General features: G+C 72.8%; 17 protein-coding genes and 1 pseudogene. 8 read left to right on the forward strand and 10 right to left on the reverse strand.

Annotated elements, in window-relative coordinates:
- The first annotated feature begins 4 nt into the window (after nt 1–4).
- Nucleotides 5–1237: a CaiB/BaiF CoA transferase family protein gene (locus BDZ31_RS14435; protein ID WP_183343028.1), complete on the forward strand. Its 1233-nt coding sequence runs from the start codon at nt 5–7 to the stop codon at nt 1235–1237.
- A gap of 133 nt (nt 1238–1370) precedes the next feature.
- On the opposite strand, the gene BDZ31_RS14440 is transcribed toward BDZ31_RS14435, so the two are convergent.
- The 5 genes from BDZ31_RS14440 to BDZ31_RS14460 are packed head-to-tail and all read right to left on the reverse strand — an operon-like array spanning nt 1371 to nt 7642.
- Complete coding sequence (locus BDZ31_RS14440) at nt 1371–2933, reverse strand: NAD(P)/FAD-dependent oxidoreductase (protein ID WP_183343029.1); 1563 nt, start codon at nt 2931–2933, stop codon at nt 1371–1373.
- A 33-nt stretch (nt 2934–2966) separates the two neighbouring features.
- The gene (locus tag BDZ31_RS14445; RefSeq protein WP_183343030.1) at nt 2967–4571 is read right to left on the reverse strand and encodes a glycosyltransferase family 39 protein; all 1605 of its coding nucleotides are present in this window, start codon (nt 4569–4571) and stop codon (nt 2967–2969) included.
- A gap of 13 nt (nt 4572–4584) precedes the next feature.
- The gene (locus BDZ31_RS14450) at nt 4585–6132 is read right to left on the reverse strand and encodes a hypothetical protein (protein WP_183343031.1); all 1548 of its coding nucleotides are present in this window, start codon (nt 6130–6132) and stop codon (nt 4585–4587) included.
- Between the two features lie 23 nt (nt 6133–6155).
- Entirely contained in the window at nt 6156–7211 is a 1056-nt protein-coding gene (locus tag BDZ31_RS14455; protein WP_183343032.1) for a lysylphosphatidylglycerol synthase transmembrane domain-containing protein, read from the reverse strand.
- Nucleotides 7211–7642: a hypothetical protein gene (locus BDZ31_RS14460; RefSeq protein ID WP_183343033.1), complete on the reverse strand. Its 432-nt coding sequence runs from the start codon at nt 7640–7642 to the stop codon at nt 7211–7213. The genes BDZ31_RS14455 and BDZ31_RS14460 overlap by 1 nt, the downstream gene beginning before the upstream one ends.
- Nucleotides 7643–7732: 90 nt before the next feature.
- On the opposite strand from BDZ31_RS14460, the gene BDZ31_RS14465 reads away from it, so the two are divergent.
- Nucleotides 7733–9319, forward strand: a complete 1587-nt coding sequence (locus tag BDZ31_RS14465) for an O-antigen ligase family protein (protein WP_183343034.1) — start codon at nt 7733–7735, stop codon at nt 9317–9319.
- Here the strand turns inward: BDZ31_RS14465 and BDZ31_RS14470 are convergent.
- Nucleotides 9241–10083, reverse strand: coding sequence for a tyrosine-protein phosphatase (locus BDZ31_RS14470; RefSeq protein ID WP_183343035.1), 843 nt, complete (start codon nt 10081–10083; stop codon nt 9241–9243). The two genes, BDZ31_RS14465 and BDZ31_RS14470, sit on opposite strands and share 79 nt — an antisense overlap.
- 61 nt (nt 10084–10144) lie before the next feature.
- On the opposite strand from BDZ31_RS14470, the gene BDZ31_RS14475 reads away from it, so the two are divergent.
- Both BDZ31_RS14475 and BDZ31_RS14480 read left to right on the forward strand, forming a co-directional pair.
- A complete protein-coding gene (locus BDZ31_RS14475; protein ID WP_183343036.1) occupies nt 10145–10501 on the forward strand; it encodes a phage holin family protein in 357 nt (118 codons plus the stop codon).
- Nucleotides 10502–10532: 31 nt separating this feature from the next.
- Nucleotides 10533–12182 (forward strand): MFS transporter, encoded by a 1650-nt coding sequence (locus BDZ31_RS14480; RefSeq protein WP_343075590.1) that lies wholly within the window; start codon nt 10533–10535, stop codon nt 12180–12182.
- A 146-nt stretch (nt 12183–12328) separates the two neighbouring features.
- Here BDZ31_RS14480 and BDZ31_RS14485 read toward each other — a convergent pair whose 3' ends face one another.
- Nucleotides 12329–13183: a sigma-70 family RNA polymerase sigma factor gene (locus BDZ31_RS14485; protein WP_183343038.1), complete on the reverse strand. Its 855-nt coding sequence runs from the start codon at nt 13181–13183 to the stop codon at nt 12329–12331.
- Nucleotides 13184–13353: 170 nt separating this feature from the next.
- Here BDZ31_RS14485 and BDZ31_RS14490 point away from each other — a divergent pair, with 170 nt between their 5' ends.
- The 4 genes from BDZ31_RS14490 to BDZ31_RS14505 all read left to right on the forward strand — a co-directional run bounded on the left by BDZ31_RS14490 (nt 13354) and on the right by BDZ31_RS14505 (nt 19403).
- A complete protein-coding gene (locus BDZ31_RS14490) occupies nt 13354–13533 on the forward strand; it encodes a CsbD family protein (RefSeq protein WP_183343039.1) in 180 nt (59 codons plus the stop codon).
- Nucleotides 13534–13623: 90 nt separating this feature from the next.
- Entirely contained in the window at nt 13624–16275 is a 2652-nt protein-coding gene (ppk1, locus tag BDZ31_RS14495) for a polyphosphate kinase 1 (RefSeq protein WP_183343040.1), read from the forward strand.
- Entirely contained in the window at nt 16272–17828 is a 1557-nt protein-coding gene (locus BDZ31_RS14500; RefSeq protein ID WP_183343041.1) for a Ppx/GppA phosphatase family protein, read from the forward strand. The genes ppk1 and BDZ31_RS14500 overlap by 4 nt, the downstream gene beginning before the upstream one ends.
- Before the next feature lie 144 nt (nt 17829–17972).
- The gene (locus BDZ31_RS14505; RefSeq protein WP_183343042.1) at nt 17973–19403 is read left to right on the forward strand and encodes a PD40 domain-containing protein; all 1431 of its coding nucleotides are present in this window, start codon (nt 17973–17975) and stop codon (nt 19401–19403) included.
- On the opposite strand, the gene BDZ31_RS14510 is transcribed toward BDZ31_RS14505, so the two are convergent.
- The 3 genes and pseudogenes from BDZ31_RS14510 to BDZ31_RS26240 all read right to left on the reverse strand — a co-directional run.
- The gene (locus BDZ31_RS14510) at nt 19375–20868 is read right to left on the reverse strand and encodes a DHA2 family efflux MFS transporter permease subunit (RefSeq protein WP_183343043.1); all 1494 of its coding nucleotides are present in this window, start codon (nt 20866–20868) and stop codon (nt 19375–19377) included. The genes BDZ31_RS14505 and BDZ31_RS14510 overlap by 29 nt on opposite strands.
- Nucleotides 20869–20967: 99 nt before the next feature.
- Nucleotides 20968–21618, reverse strand: a complete 651-nt coding sequence (locus tag BDZ31_RS14515; protein ID WP_183343044.1) for a TetR family transcriptional regulator — start codon at nt 21616–21618, stop codon at nt 20968–20970.
- Nucleotides 21619–21918: 300 nt separating this feature from the next.
- Nucleotides 21919–22018 (reverse strand): annotated as a pseudogene (locus tag BDZ31_RS26240) (IS481 family transposase); the annotation flags it as partial.

Genomic DNA, 22018 nt, shown 5'->3' on the forward strand with positions numbered 1-22018 from the left:
AATCATGGACGTGGAGAGAGTGACCCCTGATGACGCCGCGACGCCCGCCGCGCTCGGCGACCTGCTCGTGCTCGACTTCTCGCGCGTGCTCGCCGGCCCGCTCGCGACGATGCTGCTCGCCGACCACGGCGCCACCGTCGTCAAGGTCGAGCGCCCGGGCGCCGGCGACGACACGCGGGCCTGGGGACCGCCCCGCGACGCCGCCGGCGTCGCGACCTACTACCTCTCCGTCAACCGCAACAAGCGCTCGCTCGCGCTCGACCTGAGAGATCCCGCCGACCTCGCGCTCGCACGCGAGCTGGCGGCCCGAGCCGACGTCGTGGTCGAGAACTTCCGCCCGGGCGTGATGGCGCGGCTCGGCCTCGACCACGCGACGCTCGCGGCCGCCAACCCCGGCCTCGTCTACGCGACGATCACCGGCTTCGGCTCCTCCGGCGCCGGCGCCGCGATGCCCGGCTACGACCTGCTCGTGCAGGCGGTCGGCGGCCTGATGTCGATCACCGGCCCGGCCGACGGCGACCCGCAGAAGGCCGGCGTCGCGCTGGTCGACGTGATCTGCGGCCTCTTCGCCGCGAACGGGATCCTCGCCGCGCTGCGCCATCGCACCGCGACCGGCGAGGGCCAGCTGGTCGAGGTCGACCTGCTCTCCTCGCTGCTCGCCGCGCTCGTCAACCAGGCCTCCGCGTACACCGCGGGCGGCGTCGTCGCCGGCCGCATGGGCAACGCCCACCCGAGCATCGCGCCGTACGAGCTGTTCTCCGCCGGCGCGGGCACGCAGCTGGTGCTCGCCGTCGGGAACGACCGCCAGTTCGGCAAGCTCTGCGAGCTGATCGGCGCGCCCGAGCTGGCCGCCGACGAGCGCTTCGCGACCAACCCGGCGCGGGTCGCCGCGCGCGCCGAGCTGCGGGCGCTGCTGGAGCAGCGGCTCGCCGCCGCGCCCGCCGCGGAGTGGGCCGAGCGGCTGCTCGCCGCCGGCGTCCCGGCCGGCGAGGTCAACGACCTCGCGGGCGCCTTCGCACTCGCGCAGCGCCTCGGCCTCGAGCCGGTCGCCGAGCTGGAGCCGCTGCCGACCGCCGTCGAGGCCGCCGCGACCGCCGGCGCCGCCCCGCCCGCCCCGACGCGCGTCGCCCGCAACCCGGTTCGCATGTCGGCGACCCCGCCCCGCCACGCCACCGCCCCGCCCCCGCTCGGCGAGCTCTCCCCCGCCGACGCCCGCGCCCTCTTCGGCCTCGCCTGACGCCCCGCCGGCACGGGGAGGAGTGGCGCTGTGGGGGTGATATGCGCCCCCAGAGCGCCACTCCTCCCCCTTGAACGCCGAGAGCCCCGGCGCGGGCCGGGGCTCTCGAGCGAAGCAGCGGTGCGGCGCGGCGCTACGAGGACTTGGCCGCCTGCTCGCGGTCGTTCTCGGGCGGGGCGTCCTTGTACGGGTAGGGGTTGGCCGCGTTGCGGTCGCCCTGGCCGCCGATCTTGCCGGCCGAGGAGGCGGCATCCTCCTCGTGGTACTCGGCCTCGGCGTTGACGGCCCAGATGTCGTGGTCGGTGCCGTCGACGAGGTTGTCGACGGCGCGCATCGCCGTCAGCATCGAGTGGTCGGAGTTGTTGTAGCGGTGGAGGCCGTTGCGGCCGACCTGCACGAGGTTCGGCGTCTGCGCCAGCCACTGCTTGACGACCTCGAGGTTTCTCGCGTACTCCTCGTCGTAGACCGGATAGGCCTTGTGGACGCGGGTCGCGAAGCCCATCGTCACCTTCGACGGGTCGCCGAGGCCCATCTGGCCCAGCTCGCGCTTGGCCATCTCGACGAGGTCCTCGTCCTTCATGTTCCAGAGCGAGTCGCCCTCGAAGCAGAAGTACTCCATGCCGATCGACGCCTCGTTCTCGTTCGGCACCATCCACGGGCTCCACGAGCGGAAGTTCTGGATGCGGCCGACTCTCACGCCCGGCTCGTGGATGTAGATCCAGTTGTCGGGGAAGAGGTCTCTGCCGTCGATCACGAGCGAGACGGTGAGGAAGTCGCGGTAGCGCAGGTTGCGACCGGCGTCGCGGACCTCGGCGGGCGCCTCGGGGTCGGTGATTCTCGTCGTCGTGCCGAGCGGCAGCGAGGAGATGATCGCCGTCGCCTCGATCGTCTCGCCGCCGGCGATCACGCCGGTCGCGACGCCGTCTCTGATGACGATTCTGGTGACGGGCGCGTTCATCCGCACCTCGCCGCCGTGCGCCTCGATCTCGGCGACCATTCTCTCCCACATCTGGCCGGGGCCGAATCTGGGGTAGTGGAACTCGCCGATCAGCGATCTGATCTCGTTGCCCTTGTTGCCGAAGAAGGCGGCCTTCGCGGCGGAGAAGAACGACAGGCCCTTGATCCGCTGGGCGGCCCAGTCGGCGCGCAGCTCGGAGGTCGGCACGCCCCACACCTTCTCGGTGTAGGTCTTGAAGAACTGGGTGAACAGCCATCTGCCGAAGCGGTTGGAGACCCACTGCTCGAAGGTCTCCTCCCTCTGCGGGCGGACCTTCGTCTTGACCGCCGCGTAGAGGTAGGAGAAGCCGGCCCGCATCAGGTCGACCGGACCGAGCTTCTTGATCACGTCCATGCCCTCCAGCGGGTACTGGAGGAACTTGCGGCGCCAGTAGATGCGCGACTGGCGCGGACGCAGCAGGAACTCGCCTCTCATGATCTCCAGCCAGAGGTCGTCGACCTCTCTGACCTTCGTGAAGAAGCGATGACCGCCGAGGTCGAAGCGATACTCGCCGCCGTCGGGCGATCTGCGCACCTCGGTGCGGGCGATGCCGCCGACCTGGTCGGTGGCCTCGAGGACGATCACCGGCTCGCCGCGCTTGGCGAGCAGGTAGCCGGCCGTCAGTCCGGCCGGGCCGCCGCCGAGCACGACGTACGGGCGGCTGTCCTTGGGAGCGGGGACGGTCTCGTTCTCAGTCATATCCGATCGTTCGTCTGCGCCGGGGTGAGCGCGTCAGGGGGCTTGTGTCATCGGCGTGTCGCGGACCTTCTCGTAGAGGATCCCGACGTTGCCGACCGTCGAGGCTCCCCGGTAGAACTGCGGCGCCACGGTGATCTGTCTGAACGTGCCGCCCGGCCCCGACTGCTCCTGAAGGATCGCACCGAACTGCGCCGAGCGGCGCCGGGCGAGCTGGGTCCACGGCGCCGACCAGTTCTCGACCCCCTCGGTCAGCGGACGCATCAGCAGGACCTTCTGGCCCGGTTCGAGGGCGTCGAGCAGCGGCGGCAGGACGTCGCGCGGCTGCGCGGCCTCGTACCTGTCCATCGCGTCGACCCAGTCCATGTGGCGCGGATCGTCGACCGGCCCGGCCGTGTCGGCGTATCTCAGCCCGGCCGGCAGGTAGTACCACGCCAGCGGCGTCTGCTCCGGCTGCCCGACGACGACCAGGTCGCCCGGTCTCATCTGCGAGCCGGCCTCGGCGCCGATGTCGCGGACGTTGCTCTTGTAGCCGTCGACGAACGGTCTCGGGTTTATCCAGAACATCACGAGCACCGCGAGGGCCGCGACGCCGAGCCAGCGCGCGCGGGCGAGGCCGAGCGCGGTCAGCAGCAGCAGCGGAGCGAGCGCGACGGCGAAGTAGCGCGACACCCACGCCGGCGTTATCTGCGACAGGATCCACGCTATCGCGAGCGTCACGAACGGGATCGCGATCAGCACCCAGATCGACAGCCGCTCGGGATCGCGCTTCTGCTTGCGCGCCTGCAGGACCTGCGCGAGGCCGAAGCCGCCGCACAGCAGCATCACGATGCTGGCGCGGTCGCCGCCCATCAGGTCGCGCGAGATCTGGATCGGCGCGCCGAAGCGGGGCGCTCTGCCCCACGGCGCCGCCGTGTGGCCGGCCTGGAACAGCAGCGTCGGGAGCCACGGCAGGAACAGCACGGCCGGGATGCCGAAGCCGATCAGCCCGTCGATCGCCAGCGGCTTGCGCTCGTCGCTTCTCCACCACAGCAGCAGCAGCGCGGCGAAGGCGCCGAGGCCGTAGAAGATGCCCCAGTTGTGCGTGTAGAGCATCAGCGCCTGGAAGATGCCGAACAGCACGATCCAGCGGCGCCCGCGGCGGTAGACGAACGCGTGCAGGAAGCAGGCGGTGGCGAGCAGCGCCAGCAGCCCCATCAGCGAGTACATCCGCGCTTCCTCGCCGTAGGAGGTGAGGAAGGGGTTGAGCGCGCAGAGCGTCGCGCCGATGAAGCCGGCGCGCTTGCCCCAGAGGCTCCAGCCGGCCCACATCGCGCCCGGGATCGTCAGCAGCGAGAAGAGCAGCGAGAACCAGTGGACGGCCGTCTCGGTGCGGCCGAAGGCCTGCATCCAGAGGTGGAGGCCCATGTAGTAGAGCGGCGGCGAGCCGTCCTCTCTCAAGACCCCCGGGATGTCCATCAGCGGGTGCGAGGCGATGCCGACCGACAGCCCTTCGTCCATCCAGAAGGAGCCGGATATCGCGCGCGTGCGGACGTACGCCGACAGCGCGAGCAGCGCGATCAGCGTGACCGCCGCCAGCACGGCGTCCGGGGCGCGCAGTTCGATTCTGCGCTGCGAGCGGGGGACTGCTACCGAGGCCATCGGCGAGAAGAGGTTACCCGGCGGCCCGCGCGGCGTCGGAGCCGGGCTTCGCGGGACAGGTCGAGTGCAGGTGCGTCGAGCGCTGCTCCACGAGCTTCGAGTAGCCGGGGATCGTCCACGGCTCCGGCTTCCACCCAGCGGCGCGGGTCGAGCGCGAGGAGACGACCGAGCCGGGGCCGGGCAGCACCTCGAGCCCGACGTCCTTCGTGTGTCTCTTGACGTACCAGGCGACCATCGGGACCTGGTAGGTGCCGGTGACGACGTGGCCGCAGGCCGCGAAGTACTCGCCGCCGCCGACGCGCTCGAGCGACTTCTCGAGGTCGATCCGCAGCTGCGCCTGGTAGCGCAGCGCCGTGTCGAGCTTGCCGAAGCTGCGGAAGCGCGGGCCGGCCCAGTGGTAGGTCGCCGTCAGCAGGACGGCGCAGGCGAGCACGCCGGTGCCGAGCACGAGCGCGCTGCTGCGGCGCTCGCCGCCGAGGCGGCCGACGACGTCGCCGGCGATCTGGACCGCGCGGCCGAAGCCGACGCCGCCGACGACGGCGACGAGCGTCGTGCCGAGGATGATGTAGCGCGGGTTGCCGGAGAAGCCGGCCTGCGTCATCAGCGCGATCTCGCAGATCCACAGCGCGGCGAGCACGAAGACGGCGATCACGGCGAGGTCCCTGCGGCGTCTGAACCAGTTCCAGGCGGCGACCGCGAGCGCGAAGGCGGCGGCCGCCTTGACCGGCGTCAGCATCAGCGGCCAGGTGTTCTTGATCACCTGCCAGAAGGGGAAGTCGGCGAACGCGGGGCTGTTCGGGTTCGGTCTCTGCGCGCGATCGGCGGCGCGCCAGAAGTTGCCCGAGCCCCACCACTCCGGCAGCAGCCACAGGACCGGGATCAGCACGCCGCAGACGACGACCGTCCAGAGCGTGCGCTTGTCGCGGTCGATCAGCAGCAGCCAGAGGCCGTAGACGCCGAGGAACGGCCAGATCTCGGGCCGCAGCAGGGCGGCGAGGAAGCCGAGCACGAACGCCTGGCGGTACTTGCCGTCGAGATGGCGCTCGATCCCCCACAGCGTGAACGCGACCAGCAGGCCCTCGGAGTTGCCGAGCGTCATGTTGCGCACGAACTGCGAGGAGATGATCAGCGCCATCGCCGCGATCACGCCGGCGATCGCGCGCGCCGGGATCGACCCGCCGGTCAGCCGCCACGCGAGGCGGAACGACATGATGATCGCCATCACCGCGCCGGCGCGGCCGACGACCAGCCAGAGGTCGGGCGCGATGCTCCCGAACGGCGCGAAGATCGTCGTGAAGATGACGGTCAGCGGCTTCCACGACGGGCCGTCGGTGGTCGTCAGGTCGAAGTTGATGATCTCGCGGCCCCAGACGATCCACGCCCACGGGTCGTAGGTCGGGGTCGACGGGTAGAGCAGCGTGAGCGCCGCGATCGCGACCGAGATCGCGGCCAGCAGCGCGTAGACGCGGCCGTCGGTCGCGGTCTCGCGCGCGGCGGGCGTCAGCCGGGCGCGAAGCGTGTCGAGCCAGGCAGGGGATTGGGGAGCGGTCGAGGCAGTCACGTTCGAGGGGGATGGATGCGGCTTCACGCGGTCGACGCTGCGGTGTCCGCATGCGACTCGACGCGCGTGGCGGCGGCGGCTGCCGCCGCTGCCTCGTGCTCGGCACGCTGCTCGGCTTGGGCCGCCTCGCGCGCCGCCTTGACACGCGAGAGACCACCGTAGCGTACGACCAGGAGGACGAAGCCGACGATCGTGATCGGGACGAACAGCACGAAGCGCAGCAGGATCAGGTAGGAGAGCACGGCGCTTCTGGGCGCGTTCGTGACCGCGTTGACGGCGAAGATCACGGCCGCGTCGTAGGTGCCGATGTAGCCCGGCGCCGCTGGGATCAGCGCCGCCGCGTTGGTGAAGGCGACGACCGCGAGGCCGTCCTGGAGGCCCAGCTCGATGCCGACGGCGCGGCCGACGGCGATGTAGACGCTCGCCTCGACGCACCAGACGGCGAGCGACAGCACCAGCAGCGCGATGCCGTGGCCGCTCAGCAACTGTCTCGTCGGCTGCGCCATCGGCTTCAGCGACGCGAGCACGAACAGCAGCCGCTCGCGGAACTTGAGCAGTGCGACGGCGGCCGCGACGATCAGCAGGAGCAGCACCGCGACGCCCGCGAGCACGACCGTCATGTTCGGCGCCGGCAGCTCCCCGAGCAGGTTGGAGGCGAGCACGACGAGGATGACGCCGAGCGCGACGGCGTCGAGCACGCGCTCGGCGAGGATCGTGCCGAGGATCGTCCGCTTCGTCGAGCCGGGCGCCCGCGATCCGAGCAGGAAGGTGCGCAGGAGCTCGCCGCCGCGGGCCGGCAGCACGTTGTTGCCCATGTAGCCGATCGGCGTCAGCGCGTAGACGTCGGCGCGTCTGCAGTCGACGTCGGCGCGGCGCAGGATCCGGTCCCAGCGCTCGGCGCGCATGAGCGTCGCGACGACGTAGAGCCCCAGCGCGCCGACGAGCGCGACGATCCCGCCGGCGTCGCTCGGGAATCTCGGCGCCTCCTGCTTGGTCGCCCACCACACGACGCACGCGATCGGGATCAGCCAGACGATCCCCATCAGTATCCGCTTGCGCGTCGGCGTCAGCGTCGGCATCAGTATCTGACGCCCCGCGCGTCGAGGCAGTCTTCGACCTTCTCCAGCTCGCTGTCGCCGAGGTCGCCGACGGTGAACAGCGCCGGACCGATCGCCTGGGCGCCGGCGGCGTCGTCGGTGTTGCGCAGCGCGCGGCTCTGCGCGTCCTGCAGCGTGCCGGTGAACGTGACGAAGGCGCGCGTCGTCGCCGGCAGGATGTTGATGCGGTCGCGGTAGCGGGCGTCCTTCTCCGCCTCCACGCCCTTGGCGTGGAAGCAGCCGAGCGGCTCGTCGCGCGGATCGAAGGCGGTCGCCTGCCGGGTGCCGGCTCCGGTCTTGGGCGCCTCGTAGCCCTGTCCGACGCTGGTGCCGTCGCTGCCGCATGCGGCGAGGGCGAGGGAGGCGATCAGTACAGGGACGAGCGCGAGGGCCTTGGACGCACGTCGGGGCATCGCGATCACAGGCTAAAGGATCGACGGGCGTTCGGAGCGCACGCCTCCGTGCAGGTCGGCGCGGAGCCGGTCTCTAGACTGCGCGCTTCAATGCTTGCGGCCCCATTCGCGCTCGCGGGTCCGGCGCCCGAGGCCGGCGCCGTCGTCGCCGTCCTGCTCGCCGCGTGCGCGCTCGTCATGCGCGCGCCGCGCGTGCGCGCGCTCGCGATGGCCGCCGCGCTCGTGCTCGCGCCGGTCCTGCTCGTCGCCGACATCTGGGACTCGCCGCAGCTGCGGGTCGTGCGCGACAACCCCGGCCCGGCCGCGGCGGCCACCGCCGTCGGCGTCCTCGCGGTCTGCGCGCTGGCGGCCCTGATGGCGCGCAAGCCGCTGCTGCTGCCGGTGCTGGCGGTCGCGGCGCTGCCGTTCCGGATCCCGATAGAGGTCGGCGGCTCGACCTCGAACCTGCTCGTCCCGCTCTACCTCGTCGTCGCGGCCGGCGCGCTCGCGTTCGTCGTGCCGGCGCTGCGGGCCGACCCCGAGCTGCCGCCGCCCGAGAGCAGCTGGTCGCCGGGCTGGCTGGAGCGGCTGCTGGCGCTGTTCGTCGTCCTCTACGGCGTGCAGGCGACCTACTCGACCGACTTCGACAAGGCGCTCCAGCAGATCGCCTTCTTCTACGTCCCGTTCGCGCTGCTGTTCGTGCTGCTGGCGCAGATCGTGTGGACGCCGCGGCTGCTGAAGGCCTGCTTCGGCGTGCTCGTCGGCCTCGCGCTGGTCTTCAGCGGGATCGGCTACGTCGAGTACGCGACCAGACACATCTTCCTCAACCCGAAGCTGATCGCCTCCAACGAGCTGCACACCTACTTCCGCACCAACTCGGTCTTCTTCGACCCGAACATCTACGGGCGCTTCCTCGTCGTCGCGATGCTCGCCGTCGCCGCCGCGATGCTGTGGACGAGAGCGATGCGGCTGCTCTACGCCGGCGCGGTCGTGCTGGCGGCGCTGTGGGCGGGGCTCGTGCTGACGCTGTCGCAGTCGAGCTTCCTGGCGCTGCTCGTCGGCCTCGCCGTCCTCGCGGTCCTGCAGTGGGGCGCGCGGCGGACGCTGCTGCCGGCGGCCGCCGTCATCGCCGTCGCCGCGCTGGCGGTGCTCGCGGCGCCGAGCACCTTCGGCGTCGACCTCGGCAATCTCGACGCCTCCTCCAGCGGCCGCTTCGGCCTCGTCGAGGGCGGCGGCGAGCTGTTCTCCCAGCGGCCGCTGCAGGGCTACGGCGCCGGCGCCTTCGAGGCCGAGTACCGCGCCCAGAACCGCACCGCGGGCGAGGCCGCCGCGACCTCGCACACGATCCCGGTGACGGTCGCCGCCGAGCAGGGCGCGATCGGGCTGGCCGTCTACGTGGCGCTGCTCGCGGCCGCCCTCGCGCGGCTGCTGCGCGGCGCCGCGGCGACGCCGGCGCGCGCGGGCGTCGCCGCCGCGTTCGCGGCGCTGATCGTCCACACGCTCGTCTACGCCGCCTTCCTCGAGGACCCGCTGACGTGGGCGCTGCTGGGGATCGGCAGCGCGCTCGCGGCGCAGCCGCTCGCGCAGGCGGCGCAGCGCAGACGGCGCGCCCGCGGCGCTCAGGTGCGCGAGGGCGCCGCCGCGGAGGCAGCCCCGAACGACCTGCGCCCCTCCGACAGGTCGCTGCCGGCGACGTAGCGGCCGCAGCCGGCGGCCCCCTCGCCGATGTGGGCGACCGGGCGCAGACCGCGCTCCAGCAGGCTGCGCGGCGTCTCGGCGACGAGCGCGTGGGCGTGCTCGTGCGTCAGGCCGAGCTCGCAGGCGGCGTGCATCGCCGCCGTCAGCGACGGCGGACGGCGCGGGCCGTGGGCGTCGGAGGAGATCAGCCCGGCGCAGCCGCTGCGCAGCATCCGCACGGCGTTGCGGCGCGCGCGTATCCCGTGCAGGCCGGCGAGCGAGGAGGAGCTGACCTGCGCCAGCGAGCCGAGCGCCAGCTCGCGCCGCAGCCCGCCCATGTCGTGGTCGAACAGCGGGTGGCAGCGCTCCGGGTGGGCGAGCACGATCCCGTAGCCGGCGTCGCGCAGCTGGTCGGCGGCACGGTGGAGCGTCGCGACGGCGCCGTCGAGCGGCGCCTCCAGCAGGATCCAGCGCGCGCCGGCGGGGCCGTGGGCGATCCCGTCCAGCTCGGCCGGCGACAACCGGCCGACGCCGCGCGCCGACAGCTCGCCGCCGCCCTCGACGACGAGCGGGATCCCCTCCTTGCGCAGCGCCCGGTTGACCTCGGCGACGCGCGCCGGGATCTCGGCGACGTCGACGGAGGCGACGTGCGGCGTCGCCGTCGCGGTGTCGATCCCGTCGGCGACCTCGAGCCCGGCCAGCTCCAGCGTCGCGTCCAGGTCCGGGGGACCGTCGTCCACACCGGGAAGCAGGTGGACGTGGAGATCGACGAAGCCAGGTGCCATCTACCCCTATGAACGGCAGCGGCGCGCTCAGGTTTCGTATGAAACGGGAAGATGTGACGCAATGGAGCGCTTCCTCATCACCTGGTTGTGCAACACGGCCGCCCTCTGGGTCGCCACGGAGCTGCTGTCGGGCGTCGAGTCCGGCGGCGACTTCTGGGTCACGCTGGTCGTCGCCGGCCTCGTCTTCAGCGTCGTCAACATGGTCGTCAAGCCGGTCGTGACGGTGCTGTCGATCCCGCTGATCATCCTCACGCTCGGCATCGCGCTGTTCTTCGTCAACCTGCTGATGCTGTTCCTGACCAGCTGGCTGGTCGGCAACTTCGAGATCGACGGCTTCTGGACCGGCGTGGCGGCGACGTTGATCGTGTGGGCGGTCAACGGCCTGCTCGACCTCGTCTTCGACCGCGACGGCGACTGAGCGCCGCCCGCCGCGCGCTAGCGTGGTGGGCGTGAGCGCGGAGAGAGCCAGCGGGACGGTCAGCGCCGCCGCGAAGCGCTGGACGCTCGTCGCCTGCATCCTTGGCTCGGGGATCGTCTTCCTCGACGGCACCGTGGTGAACGTCGCGCTGCCGGCGATCGCCCGCGATCTCGACAGCGGCCTCGCGGCGCAGCAGTGGATCGTCGAGGCGTACATGCTGACGCTCGGCTCGCTGATCCTGATCGGCGGCTCGCTCGGCGACCTGCTCGGCCGCCGGCGGGTCTTCGCCGCCGGCGTCGGCGGCTTCGGCGCCTGCTCGCTGCTGTGCGCCGCCGCTCCCACGACCGAGACGCTGATCGTCGCGCGCGGGCTGCAGGGGGTCGCCGGCGCGCTGCTGGTGCCGAGCACGCTCGCGCTGATCATGGACACCTTCCCCGAGCACGAGCGCGGCGCGGCGATCGGCAGCTGGACGGCGTGGACGGGGATCGCGACGGTGATCGGGCCGCTCGGCGGCGGCCTGCTGCTGGAGGCGGTCTCGTGGCGGTGGATCTTCGCCGTCAACGCGCTGCCGGTCGCGCTCTGCCTGCTGCTGCTGCGGCACGCGCCGGAGGGCCATCGCGAGCGCGGCACGCCGATCGACTGGGTCGGCGCGGCGCTCTGCGCGCTCGGCCTCGCCGGCCCGGTCTACGCGCTGACCGAGCAGCCGCAGCGCGGCTGGGGCGATCCCCTCGTCGCCGGGCCGCTGGTCGCCGGCGTCGTCCTGCTCGCGTGCTTCCTGTGGTGGGAGCGGCGGACGCCGACGCCGATGCTGCGCCTGGAGATGTTCCGCGCGCGCAACTTCTCGGTCGGCAACCTGGCGACCTTCGCGCTCTACGGCGGCCTCAACATCGCGACGCTCTTCCTCGTCCTCTTCCTGCAGCAGGTCGGCGGCTGGTCGCCGATCGCCGCCGGCGCCGCGATGCTGCCGACGACGCTGCTGATGTTCGTGCTGTCCAAGCGCTTCGGCGCGCTCGCCGACAGACACGGGCCGCGCCGCTTCATGGGCTACGGGCCGCTCGTCGCCGGCGCCGGCCTGCTGCTGTTGCTGCGGGTCGACGCGACGCCGGACTACCTGACCGAGGTGCTGCCCGGGATCGTGCTGTTCGGGCTCGGGCTGTCGATCACGGTCGCCCCGCTGACCGCCGCGGTGCTCGGCGCCGCCGGCGTCGAGCACGCCGGCGTCGCCTCGGGGGTCAACAACGCGGTCGCCCGCGTCGCGGGGCTGATCGCGATCGCGGCCGCCGGCGCGGCGATCGCCGCCGTCGCGAGCGCGCGGCTCGACGACGCCCTCGCCGGACGCGACCTCTCCCCCGCCGCGCAGCGCGCCGTCGACAGAGCGCGCGACCTGCGCCTGACCGACAGCGCGCCGGGCACGCCGGCGGCCGAGCGGCCGGCCGTCGACGCCGCGCTCACCGACGCCTCGGTCGACGCCTTCCACGTCGGGGTCGGGATCGCCGGCGGCCTGGCGCTGCTCGGCGGCGTGATCTCGCTGCTCGGCATCCAGGACCCGCGCCGCCGCGCCGAGGTCCCGTGCGAGAGCTGCCCCGGCGGCGCGATCGTCGGCGCCTCCACCGAGGCCGGTCACGACCCTGCGGAATCGCTCGGGCGGAGCCCTCGGATTCCGTCGGAAGAACTCGCCTAGCGGCTCGCGCTTCCGACTCGCGCGCCCCAACGGCCGGCGGCCGCGCTCTGGGAGCGCGGCCGCCGTGGTGCGAGGGGGTCAGTTGGTGGGAGAACGAGCCGCCAGGCGAGCTCTCCCGACCTGATCCAAGGCCGCAGGCCGCAGGATCAGGCCGCCTCGCGCAGCGCCGACAGCGCGGCCTCGCGGGAGAGGCGGCGGAGCGCCTGCTCCTCGATCTCGCGGGCGCGCGAGGAGCTGACGCCGAGGCGTCTGCCGATCTGGGTCAGCGTCTGCGGCGGCTCGCCGCCGGTGCCGAACCGCAGGTGGATCACGGTCCGCTCGTTGTCGGGGAGGTCGTCGATCGCCTTCTGCACGGTCTCGTGGCGCAGCGTCTCGGCGACCTCGTCCTCGGTGTCGGGCGCGTCGGACTTGATCAGCGCGCCGAGGGCGGTGTCGCCGTCCTCGCCGACCGGCGCGTCGAGGCTGGTCGGCTCGCGGTCGGCTCTGCCGGCCTCGATCACCTGGTCGAGCGGGAGTCTCGCCGCCTCCGCGATCTCCTCGTCGGTCGCGTCGCGGCCGAACTTGGCGGTCAGCTCGCGGCGCACCCGCGCGACCTTGCGGGCGCGCTGGCCGACGTGGACGGGAAGCCGGATCGTCCGGCCCGTGTTCTCGAGGCCGCGCTGGATCGACTGCCGGATCCAGAGCGTCGCGTAGGTGGAGAAGCGGAAGCCCTTGCGCCAGTCGAACTTCTCGACCGCGCGGATCAGGCCGAGCGTCCCCTCCTGCACGAGGTCTCCCATGCCGAGGCCCTGACCCTGGTAGTGGCGGGCGATCGACATGACGAGCCGGAGGTTGGAGTTGACCATCCGCTCCTTCGCGGAGAGGTCGCCTCTCTCGATCCGTCTCGCCAGCTCGATCTCCTCGGCGGGGGTCAGCAGCGGCCAGTTGCGCGCCTCGCGCATCAGCAGCTGCAGCGGATCGAACGTGGTGTCGTGGGTCTCAGCGTTTGCCGGCGTGCTCATGTCTGCCTTTTTCGTCGTCGTCTTGGGGTCCTTCTGTCGAATACCTACTGCTGTGCTAGGTATTGTACGCCCAGAACGTTGCTTCGTCAACTACTCTTCCCGCGCGCGTAATGGCCGGGCGCAACGGGCACCCCTCAAAAGGAGAGCACCCGTTGTTAAGGAGACCCGAAATGGCCGATGACGGAACCGCCGATCGCGCGAAGGGCAGCGTCAAGAAGGCTGCCGGCGAGCTGACCGGAGACGAGGGCCTCAAGAACGAGGGCCGCGTCGACAAGGGCGAGGGGAAGCTGAAGGGAAAGGTCGACGAGGCCGCCGACAAGCTGAAGCACCTCCTCCACCGCGACAGATGAGCGCCACCGTGCCGACGGCGAGCGCCGAGGCGACAATTCGTTAACACGTCGATAACAGGAGCCGGGGCGACAGCGCCCACAATCGTTGCCATGTCATCGACCGCACGCCCCGCCGGCGCGACCAGCGAACTCCCCGTGTTCGCGCGCGGTTCGGACACGATCGCAAGCGCCTGGGCGCTCGCCCTGGAGACCTACCGGTCCCACGGCGGCAACGGCTCCAACATCGCCGCCGACGTCGAGCACGCCGCGATCACCGCGCGTCTGCTGCACGACGCCGGCGCCGACGACGCGACGGTCGCCACCGCCGTCCTCCACGACCTGATCGAGGACACCGGCGTCGACCGCGGGGTGATCGCCGAGCGGATGGGCGAGGAGATCGCCCGCCGCGTCGACGCGCTGACCGAGCGGGAGGAGATCGACGACTACCCCGAGCGCAAGGCCGAGCTGCGCGCCCGCGGCGTCGCCGCCGGGCGCGAGGTCGCCGCGGTGATGGCCGCCGACAAGCTCGCGCGCGCCACCCGCGCCGCCGGCGGGCGCCTGCGCCCCGAGAAGCTGCGCCACTACCAGGCGACGCTCGAGGAGCTGCGCGACGCCTTCCCCGACCTGCCGCTGCTGGAGCCGCTCGGCGAGGCGATCGAGCGGCTGCGGCCGGCCGACGTCACGAAGACGCGCGAGACCGCCGACCCCGCTCACTTCATCAACCGCGAGCTGTCGTGGCTCGACTTCAACGAGCGCGTCCTGCAGTGCAGCGAGGATCCGCACAAGCCGCTGCTGGAGCGCGTCAAGTTCTGCGCGATCTACAGCTCCAACCTCGACGAGTTCTTCATGGTCCGCGTCGCGGGCGTCCACGACCAGGTCGACGCCGGGATCGAGGCGCGCAGCGCCGACGGGATCCCGCCCGTCGACCTGCTGAAGGCGATCGGCGCGCGCGTGCGCGAGCTGGGCGCGCGCCAGTCGGCCGTCTTCTGCGACGCGCTGCTGCCGGCGCTCGCCGAGCACGGCATCCGCGTCGTCGACTGGGAGGCGCTCGACCCCGCCGAGCGCGAGCAGGTCGACGCCCGCTTCGAGCGCGAGGTCTTCCCCGCGCTGACGCCGCTGGCGGTCGGCCCCGCGCAGCCGTTCCCGTACATCTCCAACCTGTCGCTGTCGCTCGCCGTGCTGGTGCGCGACCCCGAGAGCGGCCAGACCCGCTTCGCGCGCGTGAAGGTGCCGAAGGAGGGGCTGCCGCGGTTCGTCCAGATCGGCGAGGGCGCGCGCACGCTCGTGCCGATGGAGACGGTGATCGCCGGCCATCTGCCGCAGCTCTTCCGCGGCATGGAGATCGTCGCCCACGCCGTCTTCCGCGTCACGCGCGACGCCGACTTCACCGTCTCCGACGAGGCCGACGACCTGCTCGAGGCGGTCGAGACCGAGCTGCGCCGGCGGCGCTTCGGCGAGGTCGTGCGGCTCGAGGTCAGCGCCGACATCGCGCCGCAGCTGCGGTCGCGGCTGGTCAGCGAGCTGGGCGTCGAGGAGGACGACGTCTTCGAGGTCGACGGGCTGCTCGACCTCGGCGACCTGTGGCAGGTCGCGAAGCTGCCCGGCTTCCGGGAGCTGCGCGACGCGCCGTGGACGCCGGTGATGCCGCCCGAGTTCGTCGAGGACGGCAAGCAGAAGAGCCTCTTCGCGCAGATGCGCGAGCGCGACCTGCTCGTCCACCACCCCTACGACTCGTTCGCGACGGTCGAGCAGTTCGTCAAGCAGGCGGTCGCCGACCCGAAGGTGCTGGCGATCAAGCAGACCGTCTACCGCACCAGCGACGACTCGCCGCTCGTGCCGGCGCTGATCCGCGCCGCCGAGCGCGGCAAGCAGGCGGTCGGGCTGGTCGAGCTGAAGGCCCGCTTCGACGAGCGCCAGAACATCATGTGGGCGCGCGCGCTGGAGCAGGCCGGCGTCCACGTCACCTTCGGGATGCCGGGGCTGAAGACGCACGCGAAGGCGGTCCTCGTCGTCCGCCGCGAGGGCGACGGCGTGCGCCACTACGCCCACGTCGGCACGGGCAACTACCACGCCGGCACCGCCCACCTCTACACCGACTTCGGCCTCTTCACCGCCGACGACCGCATCACCGGCGAGATCGCCGACCTCTTCAACCAGCTGACCGGCTACTCGAAGCCCGAGGACTACGAGACCGTGCTCGTCGCGCCGCAGAACCTGCGCGAGCGGATCGTCGAGCAGATCCACCTGACGATCGCCGCGCACTCGCCCGAGCATCCCGCGCGGATCGCGATGAAGATGAACTCGCTCGTCGACCCGGCCTGCATCCGCGCGCTCTACCGCGCCTCGCAGGCCGGCGTCCGGGTCGAGCTGAACGTGCGCGGCGCCTGCTGCCTGCGGCCCGGTGTGTCCGGCGTCTCCGACAACATCCGCGTCGTGTCGATCGTCGGCCGCTTCCTCGAGCACTCGCGCATCTACGCCTTCGAGCGGGAGGGCGAGACCTCGCTGCTGATGGGCTCGGCCGACCTGATGCCGCGCAACCTCGACTCGCGCGTCGAGCTGGTCGTGCCGGTGCTCGACGAGGACGCGCGCGGGCAGATGCTCGACACGCTCGAGCGCTGCCTCGCCGACACCGAGAACGCCTGGGACCTGCAGCCCGACGGGACCTGGCGCCACCTCCGCGTCCAGCCGGGCGAGGAGCGGCGCGACGTGCAGGCGGAGCTGATGCGCGACCACCTCGCCCGCGCAGAGCGCATCGAGGCATGAGCGCGACGGTCCATCACCCCAACGCGCGCGCGGTCGCGAGGCGGATGGCGGTGATCGACCTCGGCTCCAACAGCTTCAGGCTCGTCGTCTTCAGCGTCGGCGAGGCCGGGTGGTGGAAGCGGACCGACGAGCTGTCGGAGAGCGTCCGCCTCGGCGGCGACCTCGGGCCGGGCGGCGAGCTGTCGCCGGCGCGGATGGCGCACGCGCTCGAGACGCTGCGCGTCTTCGCCGCCTTCTGCGCGACCAACGGCATCCACTCCGACCAGATCGAGGCCGTCGCGACCAGCGCCGTCCGCGACGCCCCCAACGGCGACGAGTTCGTCCAGCGGGCGCGGCGCGCAACCGGCCTGCCGATCCGCGTCCTCTCGCAGCGCGACGAGGCGTGGTTCTCCTACGTCGCCGCCGTCAACCAGACGACGCTGCGCGACGGGATCGTGCTCGACATCGGCGGCGGCAGCCTCGAGCTGGTCGCCGTCCAGGAGCGCCGCGCGCGCGAGTGCGCGTCGTGGCCGCTCGGGGCGGTGCGGATGACCGACCGCTTCCTCGCCGGCGACGGCCCGGCCGATCCCGCGGCGATCACGGCGCTGCGCGAGCACACGCTGGCGCGGCTGGCGGAGGCGCCGTGGGTCGGCGACGCCGGGCGCGACCACCTCGTCGGGATCGGCGGGGCGGCCCGCAACCTCGCGACCGCCGCGATCCGCGCCGCCGGGCTGCCGCTCGACAGCGTCCAGGGCTTCGTGCTGGAGCCGGCCGCGCTCGACGCGCTGATCGACGAGCTGGCGGCGCGCCCGCCGTCGGAGCGCGAGCGCATCTCGGGCATCAAGCGCGGGCGCGCCGAGGTGATCCTCGCCGGCGCGGTCGTGCTGCGGACGGTGCTGGAGGCGACCGGCGCGCCCGGGATCGAGGTCGTGGAGGCCGGCCTGCGCGAGGGGCTGTTCCTAGCGGGCGAGCTTGCGGACGAGGAGCTGCCGTTGCTCGAGGACGTCCGCCACGCCAGCGTCGAGAACCTCGCCCGCCAGCACGGCGTCGACCTCGTCCACGCCGAGCACATCGCCGAGCTGGCCGACCAGCTCGCCGGGGAGCTGCCGGCCGTCGGCCTCCCCGCGCCCGGCGAGCCCGAGCTGCTGGAGGCGGCGGCGATCCTCCACGACGTCGGCATGGCCGTCGACTACGACGACCACCACAAGCACTCGAGCTACCTGATCCTTGGTTCCGGCCTGCCGGGCTTCACCCCGCGCGAGGTCGCGCTCGTCGCGCTGATGGCCCGCTACCACCGCAAGGGGACGCCCCAGCTCGGCGCCGCCGCCGCGCTCTGCCGCGACGGCGACGAGCAGCTGCTGCTGCGCGGGGCCGCGCTGCTGCGGCTCGCCGAGCAGCTGGAGCGCAACCGCGACCAAGCGGTCCACACCGCCCGGCTGCGGCGCGACGGCGACGGCGTCGCGCTCGAGCTCGACGCCGACCGCGACGCGGTCGTGGCGGCGTGGGCGGCCCGCCGTCAGGGCGACCTGTTCGAGCGGGCGTTCGGCGCGCCGCTGACCGTCGTCCACCGCTGAGCGCGGCTCCTCGCCGGCGCGCCCCGGGAGCGGGGCAGGGTGGGGTTCATCGGGAAAATCCAGGGGCCCTGCCCCGCTGTGCGGGAGCGCTCCACGCGGTGGGATGGATGCCGGCACCGCATCCATCGACCGGAAAGGGAACCGATGCAGCTCCGCTCCACCGCCGCGGCGAGCCTCCTCGCCGCCGCGACCCTCCTCGCCGGGGGCGCCTCCGCGGCGCAGGGCGACTCGATCGCGTACGTGAAGGGCGGCGACGTCTGGCTGTCGACCTCCGACGGAGCGCGCCAGTACCGCGTCACGGCGACCGGCGGCTACACGTCGGTCTCGCAGGACGACCGCGGCGACATGATCGCCGTCAACGGCGTGAGACTCCACTGGCTCGGACGCGACGGCACCGTCAGAGCCGACATCGCGACGCCCGTCAGCGCCAGAGTCGAGGGCATCCGCCAGTGGTACGGGCCCTTCGACGCGAAGCTGTCCCCCGACGGCGCGAAGGTCGCCTACCACTGGTACTACAGAAACGTCGACGGCAGCTGCCTGCCGGAGATCCAGGCGTACTGCGTCTACCTGCGCCAGGGGACGGCGTACAGCCGCCCCGATCAGCTGACCTCGTTCGAGGATCCGCAGTTCAAGGCCCAGACCGGCTGGATCTACCCGACCTGGATCGACGGCAGCGACGCGGTCGTGCTCAGCGACCCCTCCCCCTCGTTCGGCAACGAGGACCTCGTCATCCACACCCCCTACCCCTACGAGGGCACCGACGGGCTGACGCGCTGGGCCGACGAGAGAGACGTCCAGCTGCACGACGGCGAGTTCGACCCGACGAAGCGGAAGATGGCCTACGTCGCCGGCGACGGGCACGAGCTGTTGCGGATCTACAGAACCCCGCAGGGCCTCCACCCCTACTTCCCGAGCGGGTGCTACCAGTTCCAGGAGCCGGTCGGCGGGCGTTTCAGCGGCCCGAGCTGGTCGCCCGACGGCAGCCGGCTGGCCTGGTCGGAGGGCGACGGGATCCACGTCGCCGACATCCCGCCGCTGACCGCCGACCCCTGCGACCAGGGCGCGACCGTCGGCAGGCTGCTGATCGCGGGCGCCACGAGCGCCGACTGGGGCCCGGCCGACGTGCCGGCCGGCGCCGGCAGAACGCCGGGCGGCGGTGGCGGTGGCGGCGGCGGTGGCGACAGAACGCCCGGCGGCGGCGACAGAACCCCCGGCGGCGGCGACAGAGGCCCGCGCGGCGGTGGCGGCGGCACGGCCGTCCCGCGCCGCACCGTCGTCGCGCTCGCCGGCAGACCGGCGACCAAGCGCGCGCTGGCCCGTCGCGGCGTCGCGGTCAAGCTGACCTGCGCGAAGCGCTGCACGGCGTCGGCGACGCTGCGGCTCCGCGGCCGCGCGCTCGGCAGCGCGTCGGCGCGGCTGACGAAGGCCGGCACGCGCTCGCTGACCGTGAAGGTCGCCGCCAAGCGGCGCGCGTCGCTGCTGGCCGCCCGCCGGCCGCACGTCCAGGTGAAGGTCACCGTGACGCCGGCCGGCGGGAAGCCGGTCGTCACGACGCTGTCGCTGCGCCTGAGGTAGCGGGCACGGCCGGGCGGGCGGGGGCCGCGTCCGCGACGGCGGGCGCGGCCTCGCGCGCCGCCGCGCGGTCGGCGGCGGCGAGCCGCGCCGCCGTCTCGGCCTGGCTGCGATGGCCGGGGACGAGCAGCGCGCTGAGGACGCCGGCCGCGAGCACCGCGGCGCCGACCCACAGCGCGGCGGTGAGGCCGTCGGTGAACGCCTGCGGCGAGGCGTAGGAGCCGGCGCCGGCGAAGACGGTCGAGAGGACCGAGACGCCGAGCGCGCCGCCGACCTCGCGGATCGTGTTGGTCGCGCCGGAGGCCTGGCCGGCCTCGCTCGTGCGGACCGACGACAGCACCGCGTTGGCGGCCGGCGCGAACACCAGCGCCATCCCGGCGCCGGCCATCACGAACGGGGCCAGCAGCGCCGAGTAGGCGACCTCGGGGGTCGAGACGGCCGCCAGCCACGCCAGCGCGCCCGCCTGGAGCGCCAGACCGGCGGCCATCAGCGGCCGCGAGCCGATGCGGTCCGAGAGGATCCCCGCGATCGGCGCGACGAGCATCGTCGTGCCGGTCCACGGCAGCGTCCGCAGCCCGGCCTCCAGCGGCGTGTACTCCTGCGCCGTCTGGAAGAACTGCGCCAGCAGGAAGATCGAGCCGAAGACGCCGAAGTACATCGTCAGCGAGACGCCGCTGGTGGCGCTGAAGGCGCGGCTCTTGAAGAAGCGCATCGGCAGCATCGGCTCCGGCGCGCGCAGCTCCCAGGCGACGAAGGCGGCGAGCAGCAGGAGGCCGCCGATCGTCGTGCCGAGCACGGTCGCGCTGGTCCAGCCGTAGTCCTCGGCCTTGACGATGCCGAAGACGAGCCCGAGCAGGCCGAAGCCGGCGAGGCCGAGGCCGGGCAGGTCGAGCCGGCGGGCGGCGCCGCGCGACTCGGTCAGGCGGCGGATCGAGAGCGGCACGAGCACGAGGCCGATCGGCACGTTGATCCAGAAGATCCAGTGCCACGAGATGCCCTCGACGACGGCGCCGCCGACGACCGGGCCGAGCGCGACGCCGAGCCCGCTGACGCCCGACCAGATGCCGAGCGCGAGGCCGCGCTTGCCGGCCGGGAACGCCTCGGAGAGGAGCGTCAGCGACAGCGGCATGACGGCGGCGGCGCCGGCGCCCTGGACGGCGCGGGCCGCGATCAGCGCCTCGGCGGTCGGCGCGAGCGCGGCCGCCGCGGAGGCGAGCGTGAAGAGGCCGAGTCCGGCGGCGAAGATGCGCCGGCGGCCGAGCCGGTCGCCGATCGCGGCGGCCGGCAGCAGCAGGACCGCGAACGCGAGCGTGTAGGCATTGACCGTCCAGCCGAGCGACGCGAGCGAGGCGTCGAGGTCGACGCGGATCGACGGCAGCGCCGTGGTGACGACGAGGTTGTCGAGCGTGACCATGAAGAGCGCGAAGCTCGTCACGATCGAGGTCCAGATCTGACGTGAGCGGGTCATCCCGCCTGCTCCCTTCGTGTGGTCTGCGATATCGGTCGCGGTCATCGTCGTGGTGGTGTGTAAGCGATCACTCACTCTGGGGTCAAAAAAAGGGGCCGGTCAGCCGGCCTTGGGTCTGCCCGAGAGCGGCGACGGCGCGCCCGCGAGCAGCTTGCCCGGCACCGTCTCCGGGTTCTCCTCGACGGCGCAGCCCTCGACCGTTCCGCCGAGCAGCTCCTGCGCCCAGCCGGCGTCGATCGCCGGCGCGTCCATGCCGGCGAGCACGGTGCAGAGCATCCCCTGCGCGAAGAAGGCGCGCATGCGCTCGGCGTCGGCGCCCGACAGGCGCTGGCAGAGCGCGTACAGCTCGCCGTAGCCCCTGCGCACCGCGTCGCGGATCGCCGGGTCGTCGCTGGCGCCGGCGGCGAAGGCGTGCAGCGTCGCCTGGAGCGTCATGCGGTCCTGCATCAGCTCCAGGTAGGCCATCCCCATCCCGTCGAGCGGGTCGAGCCCTTGGCGGCGCGCCTCCTCGGCGCCGCGCGTCATCGCCGCCGACAGCTTCCCGTAGCAGCGCTCGACCGCGGCGACGTAGAGGTCGCTCTTGGTCGGGAAGAGACGGAAGAGATACGCCTGCGAGATGCCGGCCGCCTTCGCGACCTCGGTCGTGGGCGTGCCGTGGAAGCCGCGCTCGGCGAAGGTCGCGACGGCCGCCTCGATCAGCGCCTCACGGCGCTCAGCGGCGGTGGAGAGCTGTCGGGAGGAGGCGGCCACGGCGTGTGAGTATGCGCTCACTCACACCCCTTGTCAAGACCTTTGTCATCCAGCTGTCGCTGAGCAGCAGCTGGATGACAGAGGTCGGGCGCGGGGGCGCCGAGGCGGGGCGCCGAGGCGGGGGGCGCCGACGCGGGGCCGGCAACGCGACGGCCCCGCCGCGGCAATTCGCCGAGCCGTGGCGGGGCCGTACAGCGGTCCGACCGGTGCAACGCAGCGGGCCGCCGCGTTTCTCATCGGCCGAACGTCGTTCGGGCTTGAGCGCGGCGACACGCGTGCCGCCGCGCCCGAGGCCGGGAACTAGCTGTAAGTGCTGAGCAGGTTGTTCAGCTCGCGGAGGCGGGCTGCCGGGGGCTTGTGGCTGAGGGCGCCGTGTGGGCGGCGATGGTTGTAGGTCCAG

The organism is Conexibacter arvalis, assembly GCF_014199525.1.
In the GTDB taxonomy this organism is placed as follows: domain Bacteria; phylum Actinomycetota; class Thermoleophilia; order Solirubrobacterales; family Solirubrobacteraceae; genus Conexibacter; species Conexibacter arvalis.